Annotated in this window: 13 protein-coding genes; 10 read left to right on the forward strand and 3 right to left on the reverse strand. The window is 59.3% G+C overall.

Annotated elements, in window-relative coordinates; genetic code table 11:
* The first annotated feature begins 297 nt into the window (after positions 1-297).
* Entirely contained in the window at positions 298-2,850 is a 2,553-nt protein-coding gene (locus OGI63_RS04960) for an ATP-dependent Clp protease ATP-binding subunit (protein ID WP_004218154.1), read from the forward strand.
* Positions 2,851-3,251: 401 nt separating this feature from the next.
* On the opposite strand, the gene aspS is transcribed toward OGI63_RS04960, so the two are convergent.
* Together aspS and hisS are read right to left on the reverse strand one after the other, a co-directional pair.
* Positions 3,252-5,054, reverse strand: coding sequence for an aspartate--tRNA ligase (aspS, locus tag OGI63_RS04965; protein ID WP_004218152.1), 1,803 nt, complete (start codon positions 5,052-5,054; stop codon positions 3,252-3,254).
* Between the two features lie 58 nt (positions 5,055-5,112).
* On the reverse strand, positions 5,113-6,513 hold the full coding sequence (gene hisS, locus OGI63_RS04970; protein ID WP_012619961.1) for a histidine--tRNA ligase: 1,401 nt from the start codon (positions 6,511-6,513) through the stop codon (positions 5,113-5,115).
* Positions 6,514-6,646: 133 nt separating this feature from the next.
* Here hisS and OGI63_RS04975 point away from each other — a divergent pair, with 133 nt between their 5' ends.
* The 7 genes from OGI63_RS04975 to OGI63_RS05005 all read left to right on the forward strand — a co-directional run bounded on the left by OGI63_RS04975 (position 6,647) and on the right by OGI63_RS05005 (position 13,770).
* Entirely contained in the window at positions 6,647-8,065 is a 1,419-nt protein-coding gene (locus tag OGI63_RS04975) for a DUF349 domain-containing protein (RefSeq protein WP_004218150.1), read from the forward strand.
* A gap of 178 nt (positions 8,066-8,243) precedes the next feature.
* Positions 8,244-9,032 carry an alpha/beta hydrolase family protein gene (locus OGI63_RS04980; RefSeq protein ID WP_004218147.1) on the forward strand — a complete coding sequence of 263 codons (789 nt, stop codon included), beginning with the start codon at positions 8,244-8,246 and terminating at the stop codon, positions 9,030-9,032.
* A 168-nt stretch (positions 9,033-9,200) separates the two neighbouring features.
* Complete coding sequence (locus OGI63_RS04985) at positions 9,201-9,986, forward strand: amino acid ABC transporter ATP-binding protein (protein WP_004218146.1); 786 nt, start codon at positions 9,201-9,203, stop codon at positions 9,984-9,986.
* Between the two features lie 85 nt (positions 9,987-10,071).
* Entirely contained in the window at positions 10,072-10,911 is an 840-nt protein-coding gene (locus OGI63_RS04990; RefSeq protein WP_004218145.1) for a glutamate ABC transporter substrate-binding protein, read from the forward strand.
* Positions 10,912-10,916: 5 nt separating this feature from the next.
* Positions 10,917-11,594, forward strand: coding sequence for an amino acid ABC transporter permease (locus OGI63_RS04995; protein WP_004218144.1), 678 nt, complete (start codon positions 10,917-10,919; stop codon positions 11,592-11,594).
* 3 nt (positions 11,595-11,597) lie between these two features.
* A complete protein-coding gene (locus tag OGI63_RS05000) occupies positions 11,598-12,689 on the forward strand; it encodes an amino acid ABC transporter permease (RefSeq protein ID WP_004218142.1) in 1,092 nt (363 codons plus the stop codon).
* Positions 12,690-12,801: 112 nt separating this feature from the next.
* Entirely contained in the window at positions 12,802-13,770 is a 969-nt protein-coding gene (locus tag OGI63_RS05005) for a PPK2 family polyphosphate kinase (protein ID WP_004218141.1), read from the forward strand.
* Between the two features lie 14 nt (positions 13,771-13,784).
* On the opposite strand, the gene OGI63_RS05010 is transcribed toward OGI63_RS05005, so the two are convergent.
* Complete coding sequence (locus OGI63_RS05010; protein ID WP_004218140.1) at positions 13,785-16,373, reverse strand: DEAD/DEAH box helicase; 2,589 nt, start codon at positions 16,371-16,373, stop codon at positions 13,785-13,787.
* Positions 16,374-16,503: 130 nt separating this feature from the next.
* On the opposite strand from OGI63_RS05010, the gene OGI63_RS05015 reads away from it, so the two are divergent.
* A complete protein-coding gene (locus OGI63_RS05015; RefSeq protein ID WP_004218139.1) occupies positions 16,504-18,018 on the forward strand; it encodes a replication-associated recombination protein A in 1,515 nt (504 codons plus the stop codon).
* Positions 17,960-19,462 (forward strand): MFS transporter, encoded by a 1,503-nt coding sequence (locus OGI63_RS05020; protein ID WP_004218138.1) that lies wholly within the window; start codon positions 17,960-17,962, stop codon positions 19,460-19,462. The genes OGI63_RS05015 and OGI63_RS05020 overlap by 59 nt, the downstream gene beginning before the upstream one ends.
* The last annotated feature ends 13 nt before the right edge of the window (positions 19,463-19,475 follow it).

A 19,475-nucleotide genomic window follows, 5' to 3' on the forward strand; every position in this document is an offset into this window, starting at 1 on the left:
TTGCCGTTGGTCGAATACGCACTACATCTAAGCATAGTGTAAGTGGCACGAGGTGTCATGCTCCACACACGGTGCGTGAGCGATCAGCATGGGGTCCTGCTCGGCATGCAGGGTGATGCGAAATAGCGCGATGGGAATAATACAATGGTCAAATCTGTTCAGCGAGTACATGCCATTCACCGCATATGCGGCACGCGCCGTATACGCCCATCCCGCAATTTCGCGGGAAAACGGAAATAAACGTTCCGCGAATTCTGTAGAGTGGTTTGGAATTGTATTGATTATGGAAGGACAAGCATGTTCGAACGGTTTACCGACCGTGCGCGCCGGGTCATCGTGCTCGCGCAGGAAGAGGCTCGTGCCCTCCAGCACAATTACATCGGCACCGAGCATCTGCTGCTTGGGCTGATTCGTGAGGGAGATGGCGTGGCCGCCAAGGCTCTCGAAGCCAAAGGCGTGACGTTGGAAGACACCCGCAAGCAGGTCGAGGAGATGATCGGCAAGGGCACCGCGGCTCCGACAGGCCACATTCCCTTCACTCCGCATGCCAAGCAGGTGCTGGAGCTCTCGCTGCGTGAAGCGTTGCAGCTGGGGCATAGCTACATCGGAACCGAACATATTCTGTTGGGCCTCATTCGTGAGGGTGAGGGCGTGGGCACCCAGGTGCTCATCAAGATGGACGTCGATCTTTCCGACCTGCGCAGCACCACGATCGACATGATTCGCGGCAACTCCGGCAACGGTGAGGGAGACAAGGGCGACATGGCCAACGCGGGTTCCGTGCAGGACAAGCGCAGCCAGAGCGGTTCCGCCATACTGGATCAGTTCGGGCGCAACCTGACGGCCGAGGCGAAGGACGGCAAACTCGACCCGGTCATCGGCCGCAGCACTGAGATCGAACGCGTCATGGTGGTGCTTTCGCGCCGTACGAAGAACAATCCGGTGCTGATTGGTGAGCCGGGCGTCGGCAAGACGGCGGTGGTCGAGGGACTTGCGCAGAAGATCGTCGCCGGTGATGTGCCGGAGACGCTCAAGGACAAGCAGGTGTATTCGCTCGATCTGGGTTCCATGGTCGCGGGATCGCGGTATCGCGGTGATTTTGAGGAACGCTTGAAGAAGGTGCTCAAGGAGATCAAGACCCGCGGCGACATCGTGCTGTTCATCGATGAGATTCATACGATTGTGGGAGCTGGCTCCGCGGACGGGGCTCTCGGTGCCTCCGATATGCTCAAACCGATGCTGGCGCGCGGCGAGCTCCAGACCATTGGCGCCACGACCACCGACGAGTACCGCAAGTACATCGAGAAGGACGCCGCCTTGGAACGCCGATTCCAGCCGATCCAGGTGTCGGAACCGTCGATTGCCGAGACGATTGAGATCCTCAAGGGGTTGCGTGCACGCTACGAGAATCACCACCATGTGACGATCACCGATGGTGCACTGCAGTCTGCCGCAGAACTTTCGGCACGGTACATTCAGGACCGCAACCTTCCCGATAAGGCAATCGATTTGATCGATGAGGCGGGTGCGCGTCTGCGCATCAAGCGCCTTACCGCGCCTCCGGAGCTCAAGGAGCTTGACAACCGCATTGCGCGCATCGCCAAGGAGAAGGACCAGACGATCAAGGACCAGCAGTTCGAGAAGGCCGCCGAGCTTCGCGACAAGCAGGAGAAGCTTGAGGCTGAGCGCAAAGAGAAAGAGAAGTCCTGGCGTGAGGGCGAATCCGACGTCCGTATGGTCGTCGATGAGGATGTGATCGCCGAGGTGATCTCGCAGAGCACGGGCATTCCGGTGTTCAAGCTCACCCAGGCGGAATCCAAGAAGCTCATGTCGATGGAGAAGGAGCTGCATAAGCGCATCATCGGTCAGGATGAGGCCGTCTCTGCGCTGTCGCGCTCCATCCGCCGTACACGTGTGGGACTCAAGGACCCGAAGCGTCCGGCGGGATCGTTCATCTTCGCCGGCCCCACCGGCGTGGGCAAGACCGAACTTGCCAAGGCTCTCGCTCAGTTCCTGTTCGACGATGAGGATGCGCTCATTCGCGTCGACATGTCGGAGTTCTCAGAAAAGTACGCGGCTTCGCGTCTGTTCGGAGCCCCTCCGGGATATGTCGGTTATGAGGAGGGTGGTGAGCTCACCGAGAAGGTGCGCCGCAAGCCGTTCTCCGTCGTGCTGTTCGATGAGATCGAAAAGGCCCATCCCGACATCTTCAACACATTGCTGCAGGTGTTGGATGACGGCCACTTGACCGATGGCCAGGGGCGCAAAGTGGACTTCAAGAACACCATCATCATTTTGACGACCAATCTCGGCACGCGTGACATCGCGAAGACCGCCAATACAGGCTTCACGATGGGGGGCAACACCGAATCGAGCTATCAGCGCATGAAGGACCAGGTGTCGAGCGAGCTCAAGCAGCAGTTCCGCCCCGAGTTCCTCAACCGTTTGGATGACATCATCGTGTTCCGCCAGCTCACCGAACCGCAGGTGCGCCAGATCGTCGATCTCGATGTCACGAAGATCAACGATCGTCTGTTCGAACGTCATATGGAGCTCGACCTGACCGATAAGGCCAAGGATTTGCTCGCGGAAAAGGGCTTCGACCCGTTGCTTGGTGCCCGACCGCTACGTCGTGTGATTCAGCGTGATATCGAGGACACCATTTCCGAAAAGATTCTCATGGGCGATCTGCACGACAACGAACGTGTGATCGTCGATGCCGAAGGTGATGGCATTCTCGGGGAGTTCACGTTCCGCGGCGAGCCTTTCGAGCTCCCGGCGGCAGGCGAAGGGGACGAGTCGAAGGATGTCGTGCCCGAACCTGCGGCTGCGGCGAGTGAGGCCGAATAATCCTCGAGACGATAAGCGCCGAATAAGGGGCGGCGCGGACGGGAATCCCGTCCGCGCCGCCCCTTTCGTTTCCCGCCAGTGAAGACATCATTGAATTCATATCGGTAAAACATCGACGAAGACAAGAAAAAATACGGAATATGGGTAGTATGTGAAGAATACTTAAGAAATAGGGTATCTTATTTCGGAAAGCTGTATAGTCAGAAACATAGGGGAGGGTAGCGAATACAGAAAAGGGAAACAGGAAACAGGCCGAGTGTGCAAGGGGGTATGCGACGGCGGGTGTTGTGGCACGCGTCTGTGCAGAGAGGAAGACGCGTGCCACAACACATGGGGAATGGGGATGCACAGTTTTGCTGTGCATCCCCATTCCCCATGCTCTTAGCAGTTTGGCGAGGAAGTCAGTCCTCATCCTCTTCCGGATCGTAATCCACGCCGGTTTCCGCACGCTGTTCGTCGGAAATCGGTGCAGGTGCGCCTGTCAGTGGATCGCGACCGCCACCGGCCTTCGGGAAGGCGATGACATCGCGAATCGAATCCGCGCCGGCGAGCAGGGCAACCGTGCGGTCCCAGCCGAGTGCAATGCCTGCGTGCGGCGGCGCGCCGTACTTGAATGCCTCCAGCAGGAAGCCGAACTTATCCTGAGCCTCCTGAGGCGTGATGCCAAGCACATTGAGTACGCGGTCCTGAATGTCGTCACGGTGGATACGCACCGAGCCGCCGCCCATTTCATTACCGTTGCACACGATGTCGTAGGAATCGCTCATCGCATGCTCGGGATCCTCATCGAAGGTGTCGATCCAGTCCTTCGACGGCATTGTGAACGGGTGGTGCATCGACGTCCACTTGGAATGGCCGACTGCAACGTCGTCGTCGTCCGGGTCGTCGGTGCGCTTGAACAGCGGGAAGTCGACCACCCAGCAGAATGCGAATTTCTTCGGGTCGAGCAGACCGGCGCGGTTGGCGAGTTCGACGCGTACGGCACCGAGCAGCAACTGGGAGGATTCGCGGGCACCTGCTGCGAAGAACACGGCATCGCCATCCTCGGCACCCACAGCTTCCTTGAGCCCATTGCGTTCCTCGCCGGAGAGGTTCTTTGCGACAGGTCCCTTGAGCTCTCCATTCTCGCCGAACACGACGTACGCAAGACCCTTGGCACCACGCTGCTTGGCCCAATCCTGCCAGGCGTCGAACTGGCGACGGGGAGTGGAGGCGCCGCCCTTGAAGAGCACCGCGCCCACGTATGGGGCCTGGAACACGCGGAACGGCGTGTTCTTGAAATAATCGGTGAGTTCGATGAGCTCGTTTCCGAAGCGCAGATCAGGCTTGTCGGAGCCATACTTGTCCATGGCCTCCTGCCATGGGATGCGACGGATCGGCGTCTCAATGTCGTATCCATCGGCCTTCCAGATGGCTTTGATCACCTGTTCGGCCATGGCGATGACATCCTCCTGGTCCACGAAGCTCATCTCCATGTCGAGCTGGGTGAACTCGGGCTGACGGTCTGCGCGGAAATCCTCGTCGCGATAGCAGCGGGCGAACTGGTAGTAACGTTCGACACCGGCCACCATGAGCAGCTGCTTGAGCAGCTGCGGGGACTGGGGGAGCGCATACCAGGAACCGGGAACCAGACGTGCCGGGACAACGAAGTCACGGGCGCCCTCGGGTGTCGACTTGATCATCGTCGGGGTCTCGACCTCGGTGAAGCCGAGCTTGTCGAGCTCGGTGCGGGCGGCGCGCATCATGTCGGAACGCAGCTTGATGTTGCGCTGCATGGCCGGGCGTCGCAGATCGAGGTAGCGGTACTTGAGACGCACATCCTCACCCGGCAGCTTGTTCTCGGATTCGTTTTCGAGTGCGGTGGACACCTGGAAAGGCAGCGCGTCGGACTTTGCGAGCACGCGGATCTTCTCGGCCACGACCTCGACCTTGCCTGTCGCCAGATGGTCGTTCTCGTTGCCCTCCGGACGCTGGCGAACCTTGCCGTCCACCTCGATCACATATTCGCTGCGCAGCGGACGAGCCATCTCCTCCTCGTTGATGACCACCTGCACCAGACCGGTGTTGTCACGCAGATCGATGAAGGCCACGCCGCCATGATCACGGCGGCGGTCCACCCAACCGGCAAGCGTGACGTGCTCGCCGACCAGAACTTCGGTCACGTCGGTGGCGTGATGTGTACGATAAGCCGTCTGCTGGCTCATGCTTCCTCTATTCTCCATTGCATTGTTCTTGGATAAAACTGTTCTGAACGCCGATTTTTCAACGGTTGTCGGCATTGATGGAAACGGTTTGCTGGGCATACACAGTATCCGGTTGCCACGACTGTGCATCAGCTGGACGCTGATCTCCGGTGATGATGTTCTTCACCTCGTCGCTGCCGTCGTTCTCGGGGTTCTCGTTCGGGAACCAGACGTATGGGATTCCGAGTTTGTCGGCGTACTTGATCTGCTTGCCGAGCTTGGCCGCCGTGGGCGCCACATCGGCCGCGATGCCGCGGGAACGCAACGTATTGGCGATGGCGTTCGAATCCCCTCGGTTCTCCTCGTCCCATACGGCCACGAGCACACATGCCGGCGACATGCGGCTTGCCGTGGCGCCCGCCCTGTGCAGCATGTAGGAGACCAGGCGAGACAAGCCGATTGAGAGACCCACCCCGGGGTATTTGCGGTTGCCCTGCGTGGCCAGATTATCGTAACGGCCACCTGAGCAGATCGATCCCAGATCGCTCGCTCCTTCGAGGAACGTCTCGTACACGGAGCCCGTGTAGTAATCAAGCCCGCGGGCGATTTTGAGATCGGCCATGACCGAACCGGGGCGAATGCGGCGGGCCTCGTCGATGATCATTGAAAGGGTGTCCAGACCCTCCTTGGCCATGGCGTACTCGTCGCCGTCGAACGGGATATGGTGGATTTCGCACAGTCCATTGAACTTCTCGATGAGCTCCTGGCCGTCCTCCGCGGTGACCTGTGCGAGCTCCAGGCAGGCATTCGCCTGTGCCTCGGTGGCACCGCAGGTCTCAACGAGCAGATCGGTCACCGCTTGGGGGCCGATCTTGTCGAGTTTGTCAATCTCGCGGAGCACACCCTCGATATCGGTCAGACCAAGCCCACGGTAGAAGCCCTCGGACAGCTTGCGGTTGTTCGCGTGCACGGTGGCCTTCGGCAAGCCGAATTCACGCAGCCGTTCCAATGCGTTCACCATGACCAACGGGAGCTCCACCTCATAGTGCGAAGGGAGCGTGCCGTCGCCGACCACGTCGATGTCGGCCTGCACGAACTCGCGGAAACGCCCTTCCTGCGGGCGCTCGCCCCTCCACACCTTCTGAATCTGCCAGCGTTTGAACGGGAACGGCAACGCGCCGGAATGCTCCACCACGTACCTGCTCAGCGGAACCGTCAGGTCGAAGTGCAGGCCGAGCCGTTGTTCGACAGGGATGTCGGATTCATGGCCGACCTCCTGAAGACGGGAGAGCAGGTAGATCTCCTTGCTCGTCTCGCCTTTCTTCAACAGACTCGACCCCTGTTCGACGGCACGCGTTTCGATGCCGATGAACCCGTTGAGCTCGAATACCTCACGAAGCGTATCGATGACACGCTGCTCCACCACGCGTTCAGCGGGGAGCCATTCTGGGAAACCTGATATAGATGCACCTTTTGCCACGTTCCATATAATAAGTGGGGTCGGGGAAAAACGTCGGTGGCGGACTATCGTGAGTCTTGTCTATACTGGGCTAGTGTGTTCCGAGGAAGGGAATGTGCTTCCCCTCCCCATCTCGCAAGCTAAGGAGCTGACCATGGCCGATTCCAACGTCACCGAATCCAAGACCACAGACAACGCAGTCGCGAACGACGAGGCGACGACGCCGGCCGCAGCCGTGCCGAGCCCGGCGGCCATGAAGGCGCATGCTCCCTCACCGGCCGTTCTCGCCAAGAGCCCTGTGGCTCATCTGGCGTCATCGTCGTCACATGACGATGTAGAGCTCAAGGAGGCGGAGAGCTTCGGCCGTGTGGATGGCAACGGCACCGTATACGTGAAGGAGGGCGAGGAAGAGCGTGAGGTGGGGCAATTCCCCGATGCGTCGGCCGACGAGGCATTGGCCTTGTACGCGCGCCGTTACCTCGACCTCAAGGCCAAACTCGACGTATTCGCAAATAGACTCAAGTCCAATTCGATCAAGCCCCGTGAGATCGACGAGACGCTCGCCGCGCTGACGGAGGAAGTCAAGCAGCCGGCGGTCGTGGGCGACATCCCCGCACTCCAGTCGCAGTTGGAAGAGCTGCGCAAGAAGGCTGCGGCGAAGAAGGACGCCATCGCGAAAGCCCGCAAGGAGGCCATGACCAAGGCAATCGCCGAACGCACCTCCATTGTGGAGAAGGCCGAGGCCCTTGCCGCCGGACTGGGTGATAACACGAACTGGCGTTCCACTGCCGACAAGTTCCGTTCGCTGTTCGAGCAGTGGCAGGAGCATCAGCGCACTACGATCCGCATCGACAAAGCCGAGGCGGATGCTCTGTGGAAGCGCTTCTCGGGGGCACGCACCACCTTCAACCAGGCTCGGCGCAAATGGGCTCAGGCCCGTGATGCCGAGCGGTCCCATGCCAAGGCGCAGAAGGAGGCGATCATCGCCGAAGCCAACGAAATCAAGGATTCCACAGCTTGGGGCGAGACCTCGCGTAAGTTCAACGAACTCATGGACCGTTGGAAGAAGGCAGGCCGTGCCGGCCGTAATGAGGATGATGCACTGTGGGCACAGTTCCGCGCCGCCGCCGATACGTTCTTCAATGCGCGTCAGGCCGACCGTGAACAGATCAGCTCCAACGAGAAGGAGAATCTGGCGCAGAAGGAGGCGCTGTTGGCGAAGGCCGAGGCACTCGTGCCGGTGGAGACCGGGGAACAGGCCAAGCAGGCACGTGTCAAGCTCGCGCAGATTCAGGAGGAGTGGGATCAGATCGGCTATGTGCCTCGTGAGGACATGCGTCGCATCGAAGGTCGTCTGGATGCCGTGGACAACCAGATCAAGGCCGTCGAAGATGCTGCCTGGAAGAAGACCGATCCCGAGGCCGATGCCCGTAAGTCGAGCTTCGAAGGCCAGCTCAAGGCACAGCTCGCCGAGTTGGACGAACAGATCGCCAAGGAGTCGGACGCCAAGAAGAAGGCGAAGCTGGAGGCCGAGAAGGCGACCAAGGAGCAGTGGCTCAACGCCATCATGTGATTGCATCGCATCCACGCCCCCATACATGACGGAAGCGGCCGACCCTAGGCGGGGCGGCCGCTTCCGTCATGTATGGGGGCGTCTGTTATAGCCAATAGCTTGAATCGAGAAGAACCGGGTTCTTCGCATTACGATGAGATGCAGAACACCAGTACGTGCATCCCATGCAGGAGGCAATATGACGACGAGCACACATACCGAGGAAATCACCGTGATGCGTGATGGGCTGAGGCTTCATGGACGCATCGACGCACCACAGGGCGAACCGAAAGGGCCGGTGGTGATTCTGATGCACGGGTTCATGGCCGATCTGGGGTATGAACCCGGCAGCCTGCTTCAGCAGGTGAGCGACCAGCTCGTCGAAGCGGGATTCACGTCCGTGAGGTTCGATTTCAACGGTCGTGGCAACAGTGACGGATCATTTGCGAATTCCGACGTCTGCAATCAGGTGGAGGATGCCATCGCGGTACTCAATTTTGTACGTGATCGTTTCGAGCCAGCGGAGATCTCATTGCTCGGACATTCACAAGGCGGTGTGATTGCAGGCATGACGGCGGGTATGTATGCCGATGTGGTCCATTCCCTAGTCCTGCTTTCGCCTGCGGCCTCGATCAAGGATGACGCATTGCGTGGGCGTGTGCTTGGCGTCCCATTCGACCCCTATCACATTCCACGGCGCATCGCGCTCGCGGATGGCAAGCATGAGGTCGCAGGCAAATACTCTCGCATCGCCAAGACGATTCCGGTGTATGAGGCGGCTGCGATGTTCAAGGGACCCGCTCTGGCGATCCAGGGTGAGCAGGACAAGGTGATCGACCCCAGCTGCGCGCACAACTACGGCAACGCTATGGCGAACTGCACCGTGAGCCTGTACACGAACCTCGACCACAAGTTCAACGGCGATGACCGCATGCGTGCGATAGGCGAGGCGGTGGCATTCCTTCAGACGCATCATGAGGTGGCGTGACTCGTTTGCACTCATTCTGCCGAAATATACAAAAGACTATAATATGTCTATTTATTTCGGAATATGAGACATCAGGGGCATTGATTTTGCATGATATCGGCCCAATATTCCGTGATGAGCGAACAGAGGTAACATCTCGTTACACATGGGATTATAAACTATGCCGCTATGAGCGAAAACAACACTGTGGAACAATTGTCGCCGAGCGGCGAGAACGCCCATCATCTCGTGGAACTCGAGCATGTGGAGAAGTACTACGGTAATCTGCATGTGCTGCGCGACATCAATCTGAAAGTAGACAAGGGCGAGGTGCTCGTGATTGTCGGACCGTCGGGCTCGGGCAAGTCGACGATGTGCCGCACCATCAACCGATTGGAGACCATAGACTCCGGTGTCATCCGCATAGACGGCCAGGCATTGCCCCAGGAGGGCAAGGGTCTGGCCCAGTTGCGCGCCGAAGTGGGCATGGTGTTTCAGTCGTTCAATCTGTTCGCGAACAAGACGATCCTGGAGAACGTCACGCTTGCGCCGATCAAGGTGCGTCACATGGACCGCGATCAGGCCGAGAAGGAGGCCATGGACCTGCTTGCGCGAGTCGGCGTCGATTCGCAGGCCATGAAGATGCCGTCGCAGCTATCGGGTGGACAACAGCAGCGCGTGGCCATCGCGCGCTCGCTGGCCATGCATCCGAAGGTCATGCTGTTCGACGAGCCGACCTCGGCGCTCGACCCTGAGATGGTCAACGAAGTGCTCGACGTCATGGTCGAACTCGCCCAGGAAGGCATGACGATGCTGTGTGTCACACACGAGATGGGTTTTGCGCGCAAGGCGGCCAATAAGATCGTGTTCATGGCCGACGGCCAGATTCTCGAACGTGGCACGCCCGACGAGTTCTTCGAGCACCCCCAGACGGAGCGTGCCCAGGAGTTCCTGTCGAAGATTCTCACGCACTGATGCAGTATGGGCCATGCACGCCTATGGATTCCGTTGAGGAGAGCGGAATCTGGTTCGTCATGCATGGCTCGGTGAAGGGAGAACGATGAAACATAGATACAAGAAGGGGTTGGCGCGCAAGGCAATCGCCATGGTGTGCGCCGCCAGTGCGCTGTTCGGGATGGCGGCCTGCGGTTCGTCGTCGGCGGACGGCGAGAAGAAAATCAGGATCGGCATCAAATACGACCAGCCTGGCTTGGGATTCAAGAAGAGCGGCACATTCGAAGGCTTTGACGTCGACGTGGCACGATATGTAGCCAATCAACTGGGGTATACCGATGCCGAGATCGAGTTCCTCGAGGCTCCGTCGAAACAACGCGAAGCCATGTTGCAAAACGGTGATGTCGACATGATCCTGGCGACCTATTCGATCACCGACGAGCGCAAGAAGGCGGTTTCGTTCGCGGGGCCGTACTTCGTGGCGGGGCAGGATCTAATGGTGCGCGCAGACGACCATTCGATCAACGGTCCGGAGGACCTCAATGGCAAACGCCTGTGCTCCGTGACCGGTTCCACGTCGGCCAAGGTGGTGAAGGAGAGATTCGCCAAGGAGGTCCAGCTGATGGAGCAGCCCGGTTATGCCGAATGCGCCACGGCGCTCTTCTCCGGCATCGTCGACGCGGTGACCACCGATGACATCATTCTGGCCGGTCTGGCCTCGGCGTCCCGTGGCAAGCTGCGTGTGGTGGGCAAGCCGTTCACGCAGGAATACTACGGGGTGGGCATCAGGAAGGGTGACACCGCATTCGCCAAGCAGATTAACGCCGCCATTGAAGACATGATCAAGAGCGGTGAGTGGGAACGGGCCATCGAGAAGAACACCGAAGGCACCGATTACCAACCGGATCCGAAATATAACCCACCGACACCGGACGAAGGGGAGTGAGCGGCATGGAAGGATTCATTTCCCTGTTCAGAAGCTATAACATTCCCGGTGCGTTCCTCGTCAACATCGAACTGACGCTATGGGCTGCGCTGTTCTCGACGATTCTGGGACTCATTCTCGTCATGATGCGCATCTCACCGGTTTCGTCACTGCGCAAGGTGTCGGCCGGCTATGTCGAGCTGTTCAAGAACATGCCGCTGACGATCATCATGGTGTTCATGGTGCTGGGCGCGTTCGCGCAGCTCAAGCTGAGCTTCTCCGACAACTTCCAGACGAACTTCTTCTGGCTCGCCGTGACTGGCCTGAGCCTGTACACCGCCGCATTCGTGGCGGAATCGTTGCGCTCGGGCATCAATACGGTGCCCAAGGGGCAGGCGGAGGCGGCTCGGGCCATGGGCCTCAACTTCATGCAGTCCGCCACACTGATCATCATGCCGCAGGCCATTCGAGGATCTGTTGCACCGCTCGGCAACACGCTGATCGCACTGCTCAAGAACTCGACCGTCGCTGCAGCGGCGTCGGTGGCCACCGAGACCTCATCGCTCATGAGCGAGATGATCGAGTTCCGGCCCGATGTGATCATCCAGATCTTCCTCATCTTCGCGATGGGATACGTGATTCTGATCCTGCCGATCGGCATCCTCACCACGTACCTGTCCAACAAGCTCGCAGTCAGGAGGTGAACCGTGGGTAATTCAGACGAAAGCTCCCTGCTGTTCGACCAGCCGGGCCCCAAGGGCCTCAAGCGCATTCGCATCATCAACTGGGTGGCCACGATTCTGTTCGTGGTCGTGCTCGTGCTCATTGTGCTGCGTCTGCACAATCCACCGGACGGCGAAAACCAGCTCAGCTGGGAATTGTGGAAGCCGGCGTTGGACGGTGAAGCGTGGTCGGACTTCTATCTGCCGGGCCTATGGGCCACACTGCGCGCGGCGTTCCTGGCGGTGATCGGTTCGGTCGTGTTCGGTCTGGTGTTCGGCATCGGTCGTCTGCTGCCGAGCAGGATCGTGCAGGGAATCTGCGCGATTGTCATCGAGTTCTGCCGTGCAGTTCCGGTGCTGATCATGATGATCTTCTTCTGGCGTGCATTCGCCTTCCTGGATCTGCCGAGCCCCTCCTATTGGGCCGTCGTGATCTCGCTCGTGTTCTATAACGGTTCGGTTGTCGCCGAGCTCATCCGCTCGGGTGTCGGAAACCTGCCGGGCGGCCAGCATGAGGCCGCAGTGGCACTGGGTATGACCCGTACACAGTCGCTGATGAGCATCGAAGTGCCGCAGGCCATCTACGCCATGCTGCCTGCTGCCGTGACCCAGCTCGTCGTCGTGCTCAAAGACACGGCGCTCGGTTCGATCATCATGTACACCGATCTGCTGCAGGAGTCGCGACGCTTAGGCTCGATGTACTTCAATATTCTGCAGACGCTCGTTGTAGCCGCTGTGATCTACTTCATCATCTGCTGGCTGCTGTCGAGACTGGCTGAATGGCTGCCGGTGCGCATGCAGCAGCACACACTCGCGCCAACCGAGCCCGAGCCGGTGGCACCGATTGCCATCATGGACCCGTCCAACGTCAACCAGATCGCGGTGGCGAAGGAGGGGCGCCCGCTTGGCGGTTCCCAGCGCCTCTATCATGTGCACCATCGTGGCACCAATGCGAGGATCCATGGATGGCGACGCACGCGCTATGTGCAAGGCTACGATGAAACACAGCCACAGAGCCAGCATGTTCCGGCCGAGCACCATATGCACCACCATTCGAAGGGTGCAGGGGAGCGGTGACCGACCATCCATGTGAACCATAACGCATACGGCATGCGAATGTGGGGTGCGCATCTGCGCACCCCACATTCGTTTTTGGCCAGTGCACGTGTCACATGCCTAGAATGTTGGTATGGCAAGCGACAAGAAAAACGGCAGAGGTTCGAAAAAAGGCGAATCAATCACGGTGGCAGAACGCAAGGCCAGGAAGGTGGCCGAACGCCTCGCCCGGGAGGCGAAGAGCAGTGAAACGCTCAGTGCCGTATGGTCGTTGCCCCCGGCGCAGTTATTGCGGTTCCATTCACATACGCATTTGGTCGACATCGATGCCGGGTCGAAACCGGGGTTTGACGGTGACCAAGAGGCTGGTGAGCGGTTCATTGCCGACAGCAGCTCCGAAATAGCCAACTATCAGCGGCTCATGTATGCCAATGGCATCCATGGCGACACGCATCGCGTGCTCATCGTGCTGCAGGGCATGGACGCCTCCGGCAAAGGCGGCATTGTGCGCCATGTATTCAGTCAGGTGGATCCAATGGGTATTCACTACCATGGCTTTGGCAAACCAAGCGAGGAGGATCTCGCCCATGACTACCTGTGGCGTATTCGCAGGGAGTTGCCGTCAAATGGCTGGATATCCATCTTCGATCGTTCGCAGTACGAGGACATCGTGATGCCACGCATCACAGGTTCCCTGCCTGAGGAGACATGGCGCGCACGGTATGGGCAGATCAATGACTTCGAAGCAGAGCTCGCCGGGTCAGGTTGCGCGATCATCAAGATTTTTCTCGTGTCGAGCAGGCAAGCGCAGCGACAGCACTTCCTGCGACGTCTCGATGATCCGACACGATACTGGAAGTTCGACCCCTCCGATCTCGAAGCCCGTGACAGATGGGATGATTACATGGCGGCCTGGCAGGAGGTATTCGAACGGACGAGCACCTCGATTGCCCCGTGGTATCTGATCCCCGCGGACAAGAGATGGTACTCACGTATGGTCGTTTCTGAGTTGCTGCGCACGACCATGAAGAATTTCAACCAGACCTGGCCGCCACTCGACGCCGACCGTGATGAGGCGTTGGCCAGACTCGGCGTCGAGTGAATACTATTTGGGTCTCACTGCGCTTTTACGGTGGCGGCATCGTTGTCGTTGACTACGTCACGCACCGAATAGTCGGTGAACACCACTTCTCCGCTTTCCTGCGTGGCATCGAGATTCACAGTGCCGGTGATTGCCCAGTCATGGTCGCCGTCGGAATCATCGATGATTTGGCGCACCGTCCACTCGTGGCGATCCTGCTCATGGCGAGTGTCGAGAACGAAATACTCACCACCACGGGCTTCGGCATCCGTGTTCACGTACTCGTGCTCGTCATAGAAGTCATCGAGCACATCCTCCCACGTGTGCACATCGTAATGCCATGCCTTGTCGAGTGCACCCAACTCATCAGGCCGGTCGAGGTCCATGAGCTGCACACGGCGGAACATCGCATTGCGGATGAGCACGATGAGCCCGCGACGATCTTCCACCACGGCGTTGGCCACATTCGGTGCGGCGAGGTTCGCGGCCTCCTGCGCCTGTGTGCCGGCGTTTTCCCATTCGTCCACGAGGCTGGAGTCAATGGAGCGGACCAGAACGCGCAACCATGCGATGATGTCGTCGAGTTCCTCATTGCGTTTCTCCGGGGGTACCGTTCTGGCCAGCACACGGTATGCATCAGACAGATAGCGCAACAGCGTCCCCTCCGAACGGGCTGCGTTGTACCGGGCGATGTAGCCGTTGAAGTCGGATGCAGTCTCGACCATGTCGCGCACCACGGACTTGGGATTGATCCAGTAGTCGTTGGCCCAGGGAACGTCTTTCCGGTACTGGTCGAATGCTTCAGTGAGCAGGTCATTCAATGGTTTGGGATAGGTGATGTCTTGCAGACGGTCGAGACGTTCATCGTAATCGACGCCATCGGCCTTCATCTCCTCCATCGCCTTGTCCCGAGCCTGCCGCTCCTGGGCGCGCAGAATCTGCTTTGGATCTTCCAACGTGGCTTCGGCCATAGAGATCACATCGAGTGCATACGACGGGGAAGCGGGATCGAGCAATTCAAGGGCGGCGATGAGGAATGGGCTTAACGGCTGGTCGAGCGCGAAATCCTGCGGAAGATCGACGGTGGTGTAGTAGTAGTCGCGGCCGTCTTCCTGTTCGATTTCGATTACATCGGTGTCGATGAGTGTGCGGAAGATCTCATCGGCGCGGGTGCGAAGTGCGTTCTTCTGCTCATCGGTCTGCGCGGAATCTTCGATGAGCCGGTCGATGCGTTTTCTGGCATCGCCTCCCTGGGCGACTTCATTGAGCACCATCGAATGGGTTATCTTCATATGGGGGATCAGCGTTTCCGGTTCTTTCCCGATTAGCTTGGCGAAGGTGGACTCATTCCATGTCACGAATCCCTCCGGTGCTTTCTTGCGCTTGATCTTCCTGAGTTTCTTCGGATCACCGCCTGCCTTCGCCAGGGCACGGGCGTTTTCGATCTCGTATTCGGGGGCTTCGGCGATCACCAGTCCTTCGGTGTCGAAGCCCGAGCGGCCCGCGCGTCCGGCTATCTGATGGAACTCACGTGCACGCAGTTTTCGCATATGGGTGCCATCGAATTTGGTCAGCTGCGTCAGAACCACCGAATGGATTGGCACATTGATGCCCACGCCAAGCGTGTCGGTGCCGCAGATGACGGGTAGCAGCCCCTGCTGGGCGAGTTGCTCCACCAGACGGCGGTAGCGGGGGAGCATGCCCGCATGGTGGATTCCCACGCCGGTGCGGAGCAACCGTTGGAGGATCTTTCCGAAGCCCGTTGTGAACTTCGTGCCCTTCATCGCCCTGGCAATCGCCTCGCGTTGCTCCTTGGTGGAAACCCCGGTGTTCGACAGCGACTGCGCGGTGTCGAGTGCGGCATCCTGCGAGAAATGCACGATGTAAATGGGGGTCTCACCGTTCTGCACCGCCAGTTCCACCGTCTTCTCAAGTGGATCGGTGGTATATCGGTAGCTGAGGGGTACAGGCCGGCGTGCTTCGGCAATGATGTCCACGTCGGTGTCGGTGAGGTCCTCGAGCGAATCTGCAATCGTGTCCACATTGCCCAACGTTGCGCTCATGAGTAGGAACTGGGCCTGGGGGAGGGTGAGCAGCGGCACCTGCCATGCCCAGCCGCGTTCGGGATCGCCGTAGTAATGGAATTCGTCCATGGCCACGCAGCCGATGTCAGCCCGACGCCCCTCCCGTAACGCTTGGTTGGCGAGAATCTCGGCCGTGCAGCAGATGATCGGCGCTTCGGCGTTGATATGCGAGTCGCCGGTGATCATGCCCACATTCTCCCTGCCGAACACGTTGACCAGCTCGAAGAACTTCTCGGAGACCAGTGCCTTGATCGGCGCGGTGTAGTATGAGCGCCGCCCGGTGCACAATGCCGCGAAATGCATGCCCAGCGCGACCAGTGACTTTCCCGAGCCGGTAGGTGTGTTGAGCACCACATGATCCCCCGCCAGCAGGTCGAGCACCGCCTCCTCCTGATGCGGCCACGGCTCTATGCCACGCTCCTCGACCACCCAGTCGAAGAATCGCTCATAGATCTCATCGGCATCCAGCGATCGGTTGTCCTCCCCTCGGGAGGGAACCAATCTCATCAATGCCGTCCGTTCGTCATCTGCCTCTGCCATGTTCGTTCCTCACGCCTGCGCATCCATATTCCGTTGCAATGCTAGTCGAAGAGCATGATGGACACACCATAGCGTCGAACATTTGTTCGAATTCGTCTTGGTGGCTACACTGTTGTCTATGAGCGATGACATGACGAACGACCTATTCGCGGCGAGCGACCCATCAGAAGAGGTGGTGAGACCGCTGGCGGTGCGTATGCGTCCGACCACCCTCGATGAAGTGGTGGGGCAGCGCCATGTGCTTGCGCCGGGATCCCCGCTGCGCCGTCTCGCCGACTCGGCCTCGACGGGTTCGCTCACCGCCCCGAGCTCGGTGATTCTATTCGGGCCACCGGGTGTGGGCAAGACTACACTGGCCCATATAGTCGCGAAGCAATCCGGCCGGCAGTACGAGGAGCTCTCCGCCGTCACGTCCGGCGTCAAGGATCTTCGCGAGGTGTTGCGCCGTGCCCATGAGCGATTGGTGAGTCAAGGCAAAGAGACCGTTCTGTTCATCGACGAGGTGCACCGCTTCTCCAAATCGCAGCAGGATGCATTGTTGCCCAGCGTGGAAAACCGTGACGTGACCTTCATCGCGGCGACCACGGAGAACCCGAGCTTCTCGGTGATCAAACCGCTGTTGAGCCGTTCCGTCGTGGTCAAGCTCGAATCGTTGGAACCTGAAGAGCTTCGGACCGTGATCGAACGGGCGGTGTCGAACCCTCGAGGCTTGGGCGGCAAGGTGCGCGTGCAAGGCGATGCCGTGGATGGGATCATTCGTCTGGCGGGCGGAGATGCCAGGAAATCTCTGACCATACTTGAGGCCGCAGCAGGTGCAGTTGACGAATCGGGATCGAATGTTCCTGCCGAAATCACCACAGACGTGGTCTCCACCGTGATGGACGTGGCGGCTGTGAGGTATGACAGGAACGGTGACGATCACTACGATGTGATCTCGGCGTTCATCAAATCGATGAGAGGTTCCGATGTGGACGCCACGCTGCATTACCTGGCCCGCATGATCCGGGCCGGGGAGGATCCGAGGTTCATCGCGCGCCGCATCATGATCGCCGCTGCCGAGGAGGTCGGTATGGCGGCACCGCAGATCCTGCAGATCACCGTGGCCGCGGCGCAGGCGGTGCAGATGATTGGCATGCCGGAGGCCCGGATCATTCTATCGGAGGCTGCGATAGCGGTGGCGACCGCGCCGAAGTCAAATGCCAGCTATACGGCCATCAATCAGGCATTGGCCGATGTGGATGCGGGGCTCATAGGTCAGGTGCCGCTGCATATTCGCAATGCACCCACGACATTGATGAAATCGTGGGGCAACCACGAAGGGTACCACTACGCCCATGATTACCCGAATGCGGTGGTGGAACAGCAGTACATGCCTGACGTGCTCGTCGGGCGTGAATACTATCATCCCAACAGTCGCGGCTATGAACGAGAGATAGGCCCGCGGCTCGACCGGATTCGCGCCATCATACACGGCGAACCGGCTCCACCGGCCCCGACCCAGACAGAACGGAAACCGACGGAACCGGTAGATCCTGCGCATACCGAGCATCCCGGTGAAACTCAACGCTCACAGATGAAAGGCAAGAATGACGACGCGACCGACACAGGGCGGAAAGAAGAGGATCGCGAACCCGGCGGCGAATGACGATCGCATTTCCCCGAAGCTCATCGGCTCGATCGTTTCGGTGGGATCCCTGGCATTCATAGGAATCCTGACCGAAACCGTGATGACCGTACTGTTCCCCGAACTTATGGTGGAGTTCTCGGTGAACACTGCGACCGTGCAATGGATCACCACGATCTATCTGCTATCGGTGGGTGTCACCATGCCCGTCTCCTCTTATCTCAAGCGTCGTTTCACAATGAAATCCGTATTCGTGGCGGCTGTGGCGCTCGCTGTTGTCGGTTCGTTCATCATGATCGTGGGCACCAGCTTTCCTGTCATCATCGTTGCCCGCGTCATTCAAGGTGTGGGTTCCGGCATCGCGACGCCGCTGATGATCAACATCATTCTTGAGCAGTCTCCCCGCTCCAAGGTGGGTAGGCTCATGGGCGTGGGTTCGCTCGTCATCACCGTCGCACCGGCCATAGGTCCCACCGTTGGTGGCGCTGTGGCCAGTATCTGGCCGTGGCGTTCTATTTTCGTCATCGTCATCCCCGTTATTGTGCTCATCTCGTTGCCCATAGGACTCAAGTGCATCACGCAGACGAAGCCCACGGAGGCGGTGAGTCTGAATCCGTTGCAATTCCTCGCCATCATCGTAGGACTCGCCGGCATGATTCTCTCGCTGAACCAAGGTGGCGTGGCCGTAAGTGAGGGCGTGTCCGGTGAGCCGTGGGGCCGGTCGGCCGCCATCGCCATCGTGAGTCTCGCTGTCGGCGTGGCTGCCCTTGTGTTCTTCGTGTGGTCGTCTCGCCGCTCGTTCTCGCCGCTCATCCGTCTGGGATGGCTCAAAGACAAGGTGGTGATGCTCCACCTCATTCCGTACACGCTGCTGCCCATGGTGGGAATCGGCTTCGGCTATGTCATCACCAACCTTGCGCAGCTGAGCCTTGGCACGAGTGCGCTCGTTGCGGGCATGCTCGTGCTGCCGGGGGCCCTCATCGGCGCGTTCTTTGCGCCGGTTGGCGGCATGTTGTACGACAAGCACGGTCCCACCAAGCCCATTCTGGGGGCATTCGCCTGCTGCTTTGGCGCCTTGGTGCTATTCCTAGGCTTCTCCATGTATCTGACGTCCGTGCTCATGGCGTCGTTCTATTTCATCTTCGGAGTGGGGTACGCCCTCGGCTTCTCGAATATCATGACGGACGCCATCTCCGGCATCCACCATGAGTTCACGCCGGATGGGAACGCCGTGTTCAACACCGCGCTGCAATTCGGTGGAGCGGCCGGCACCACGCTGTTCTCCACAATCCTGGCCATCGCGCAGGCTGGTCATGGTGCCGAGGGAACGCCTGTATACAGGCATGCCACTGCGGTTGGCGGCACATGGACTTTCGCCGTCATGCTGGCTATTGTCGCAGTGTCTTGGATTATGCTGGCTCGGGCTTTTGCCCTGAACAAAGCCCGCATGGAGCAGCGTGCATGAGGCCATGCGCAAT

The organism is Bifidobacterium sp. KRGSERBCFTRI (assembly GCF_025908335.1).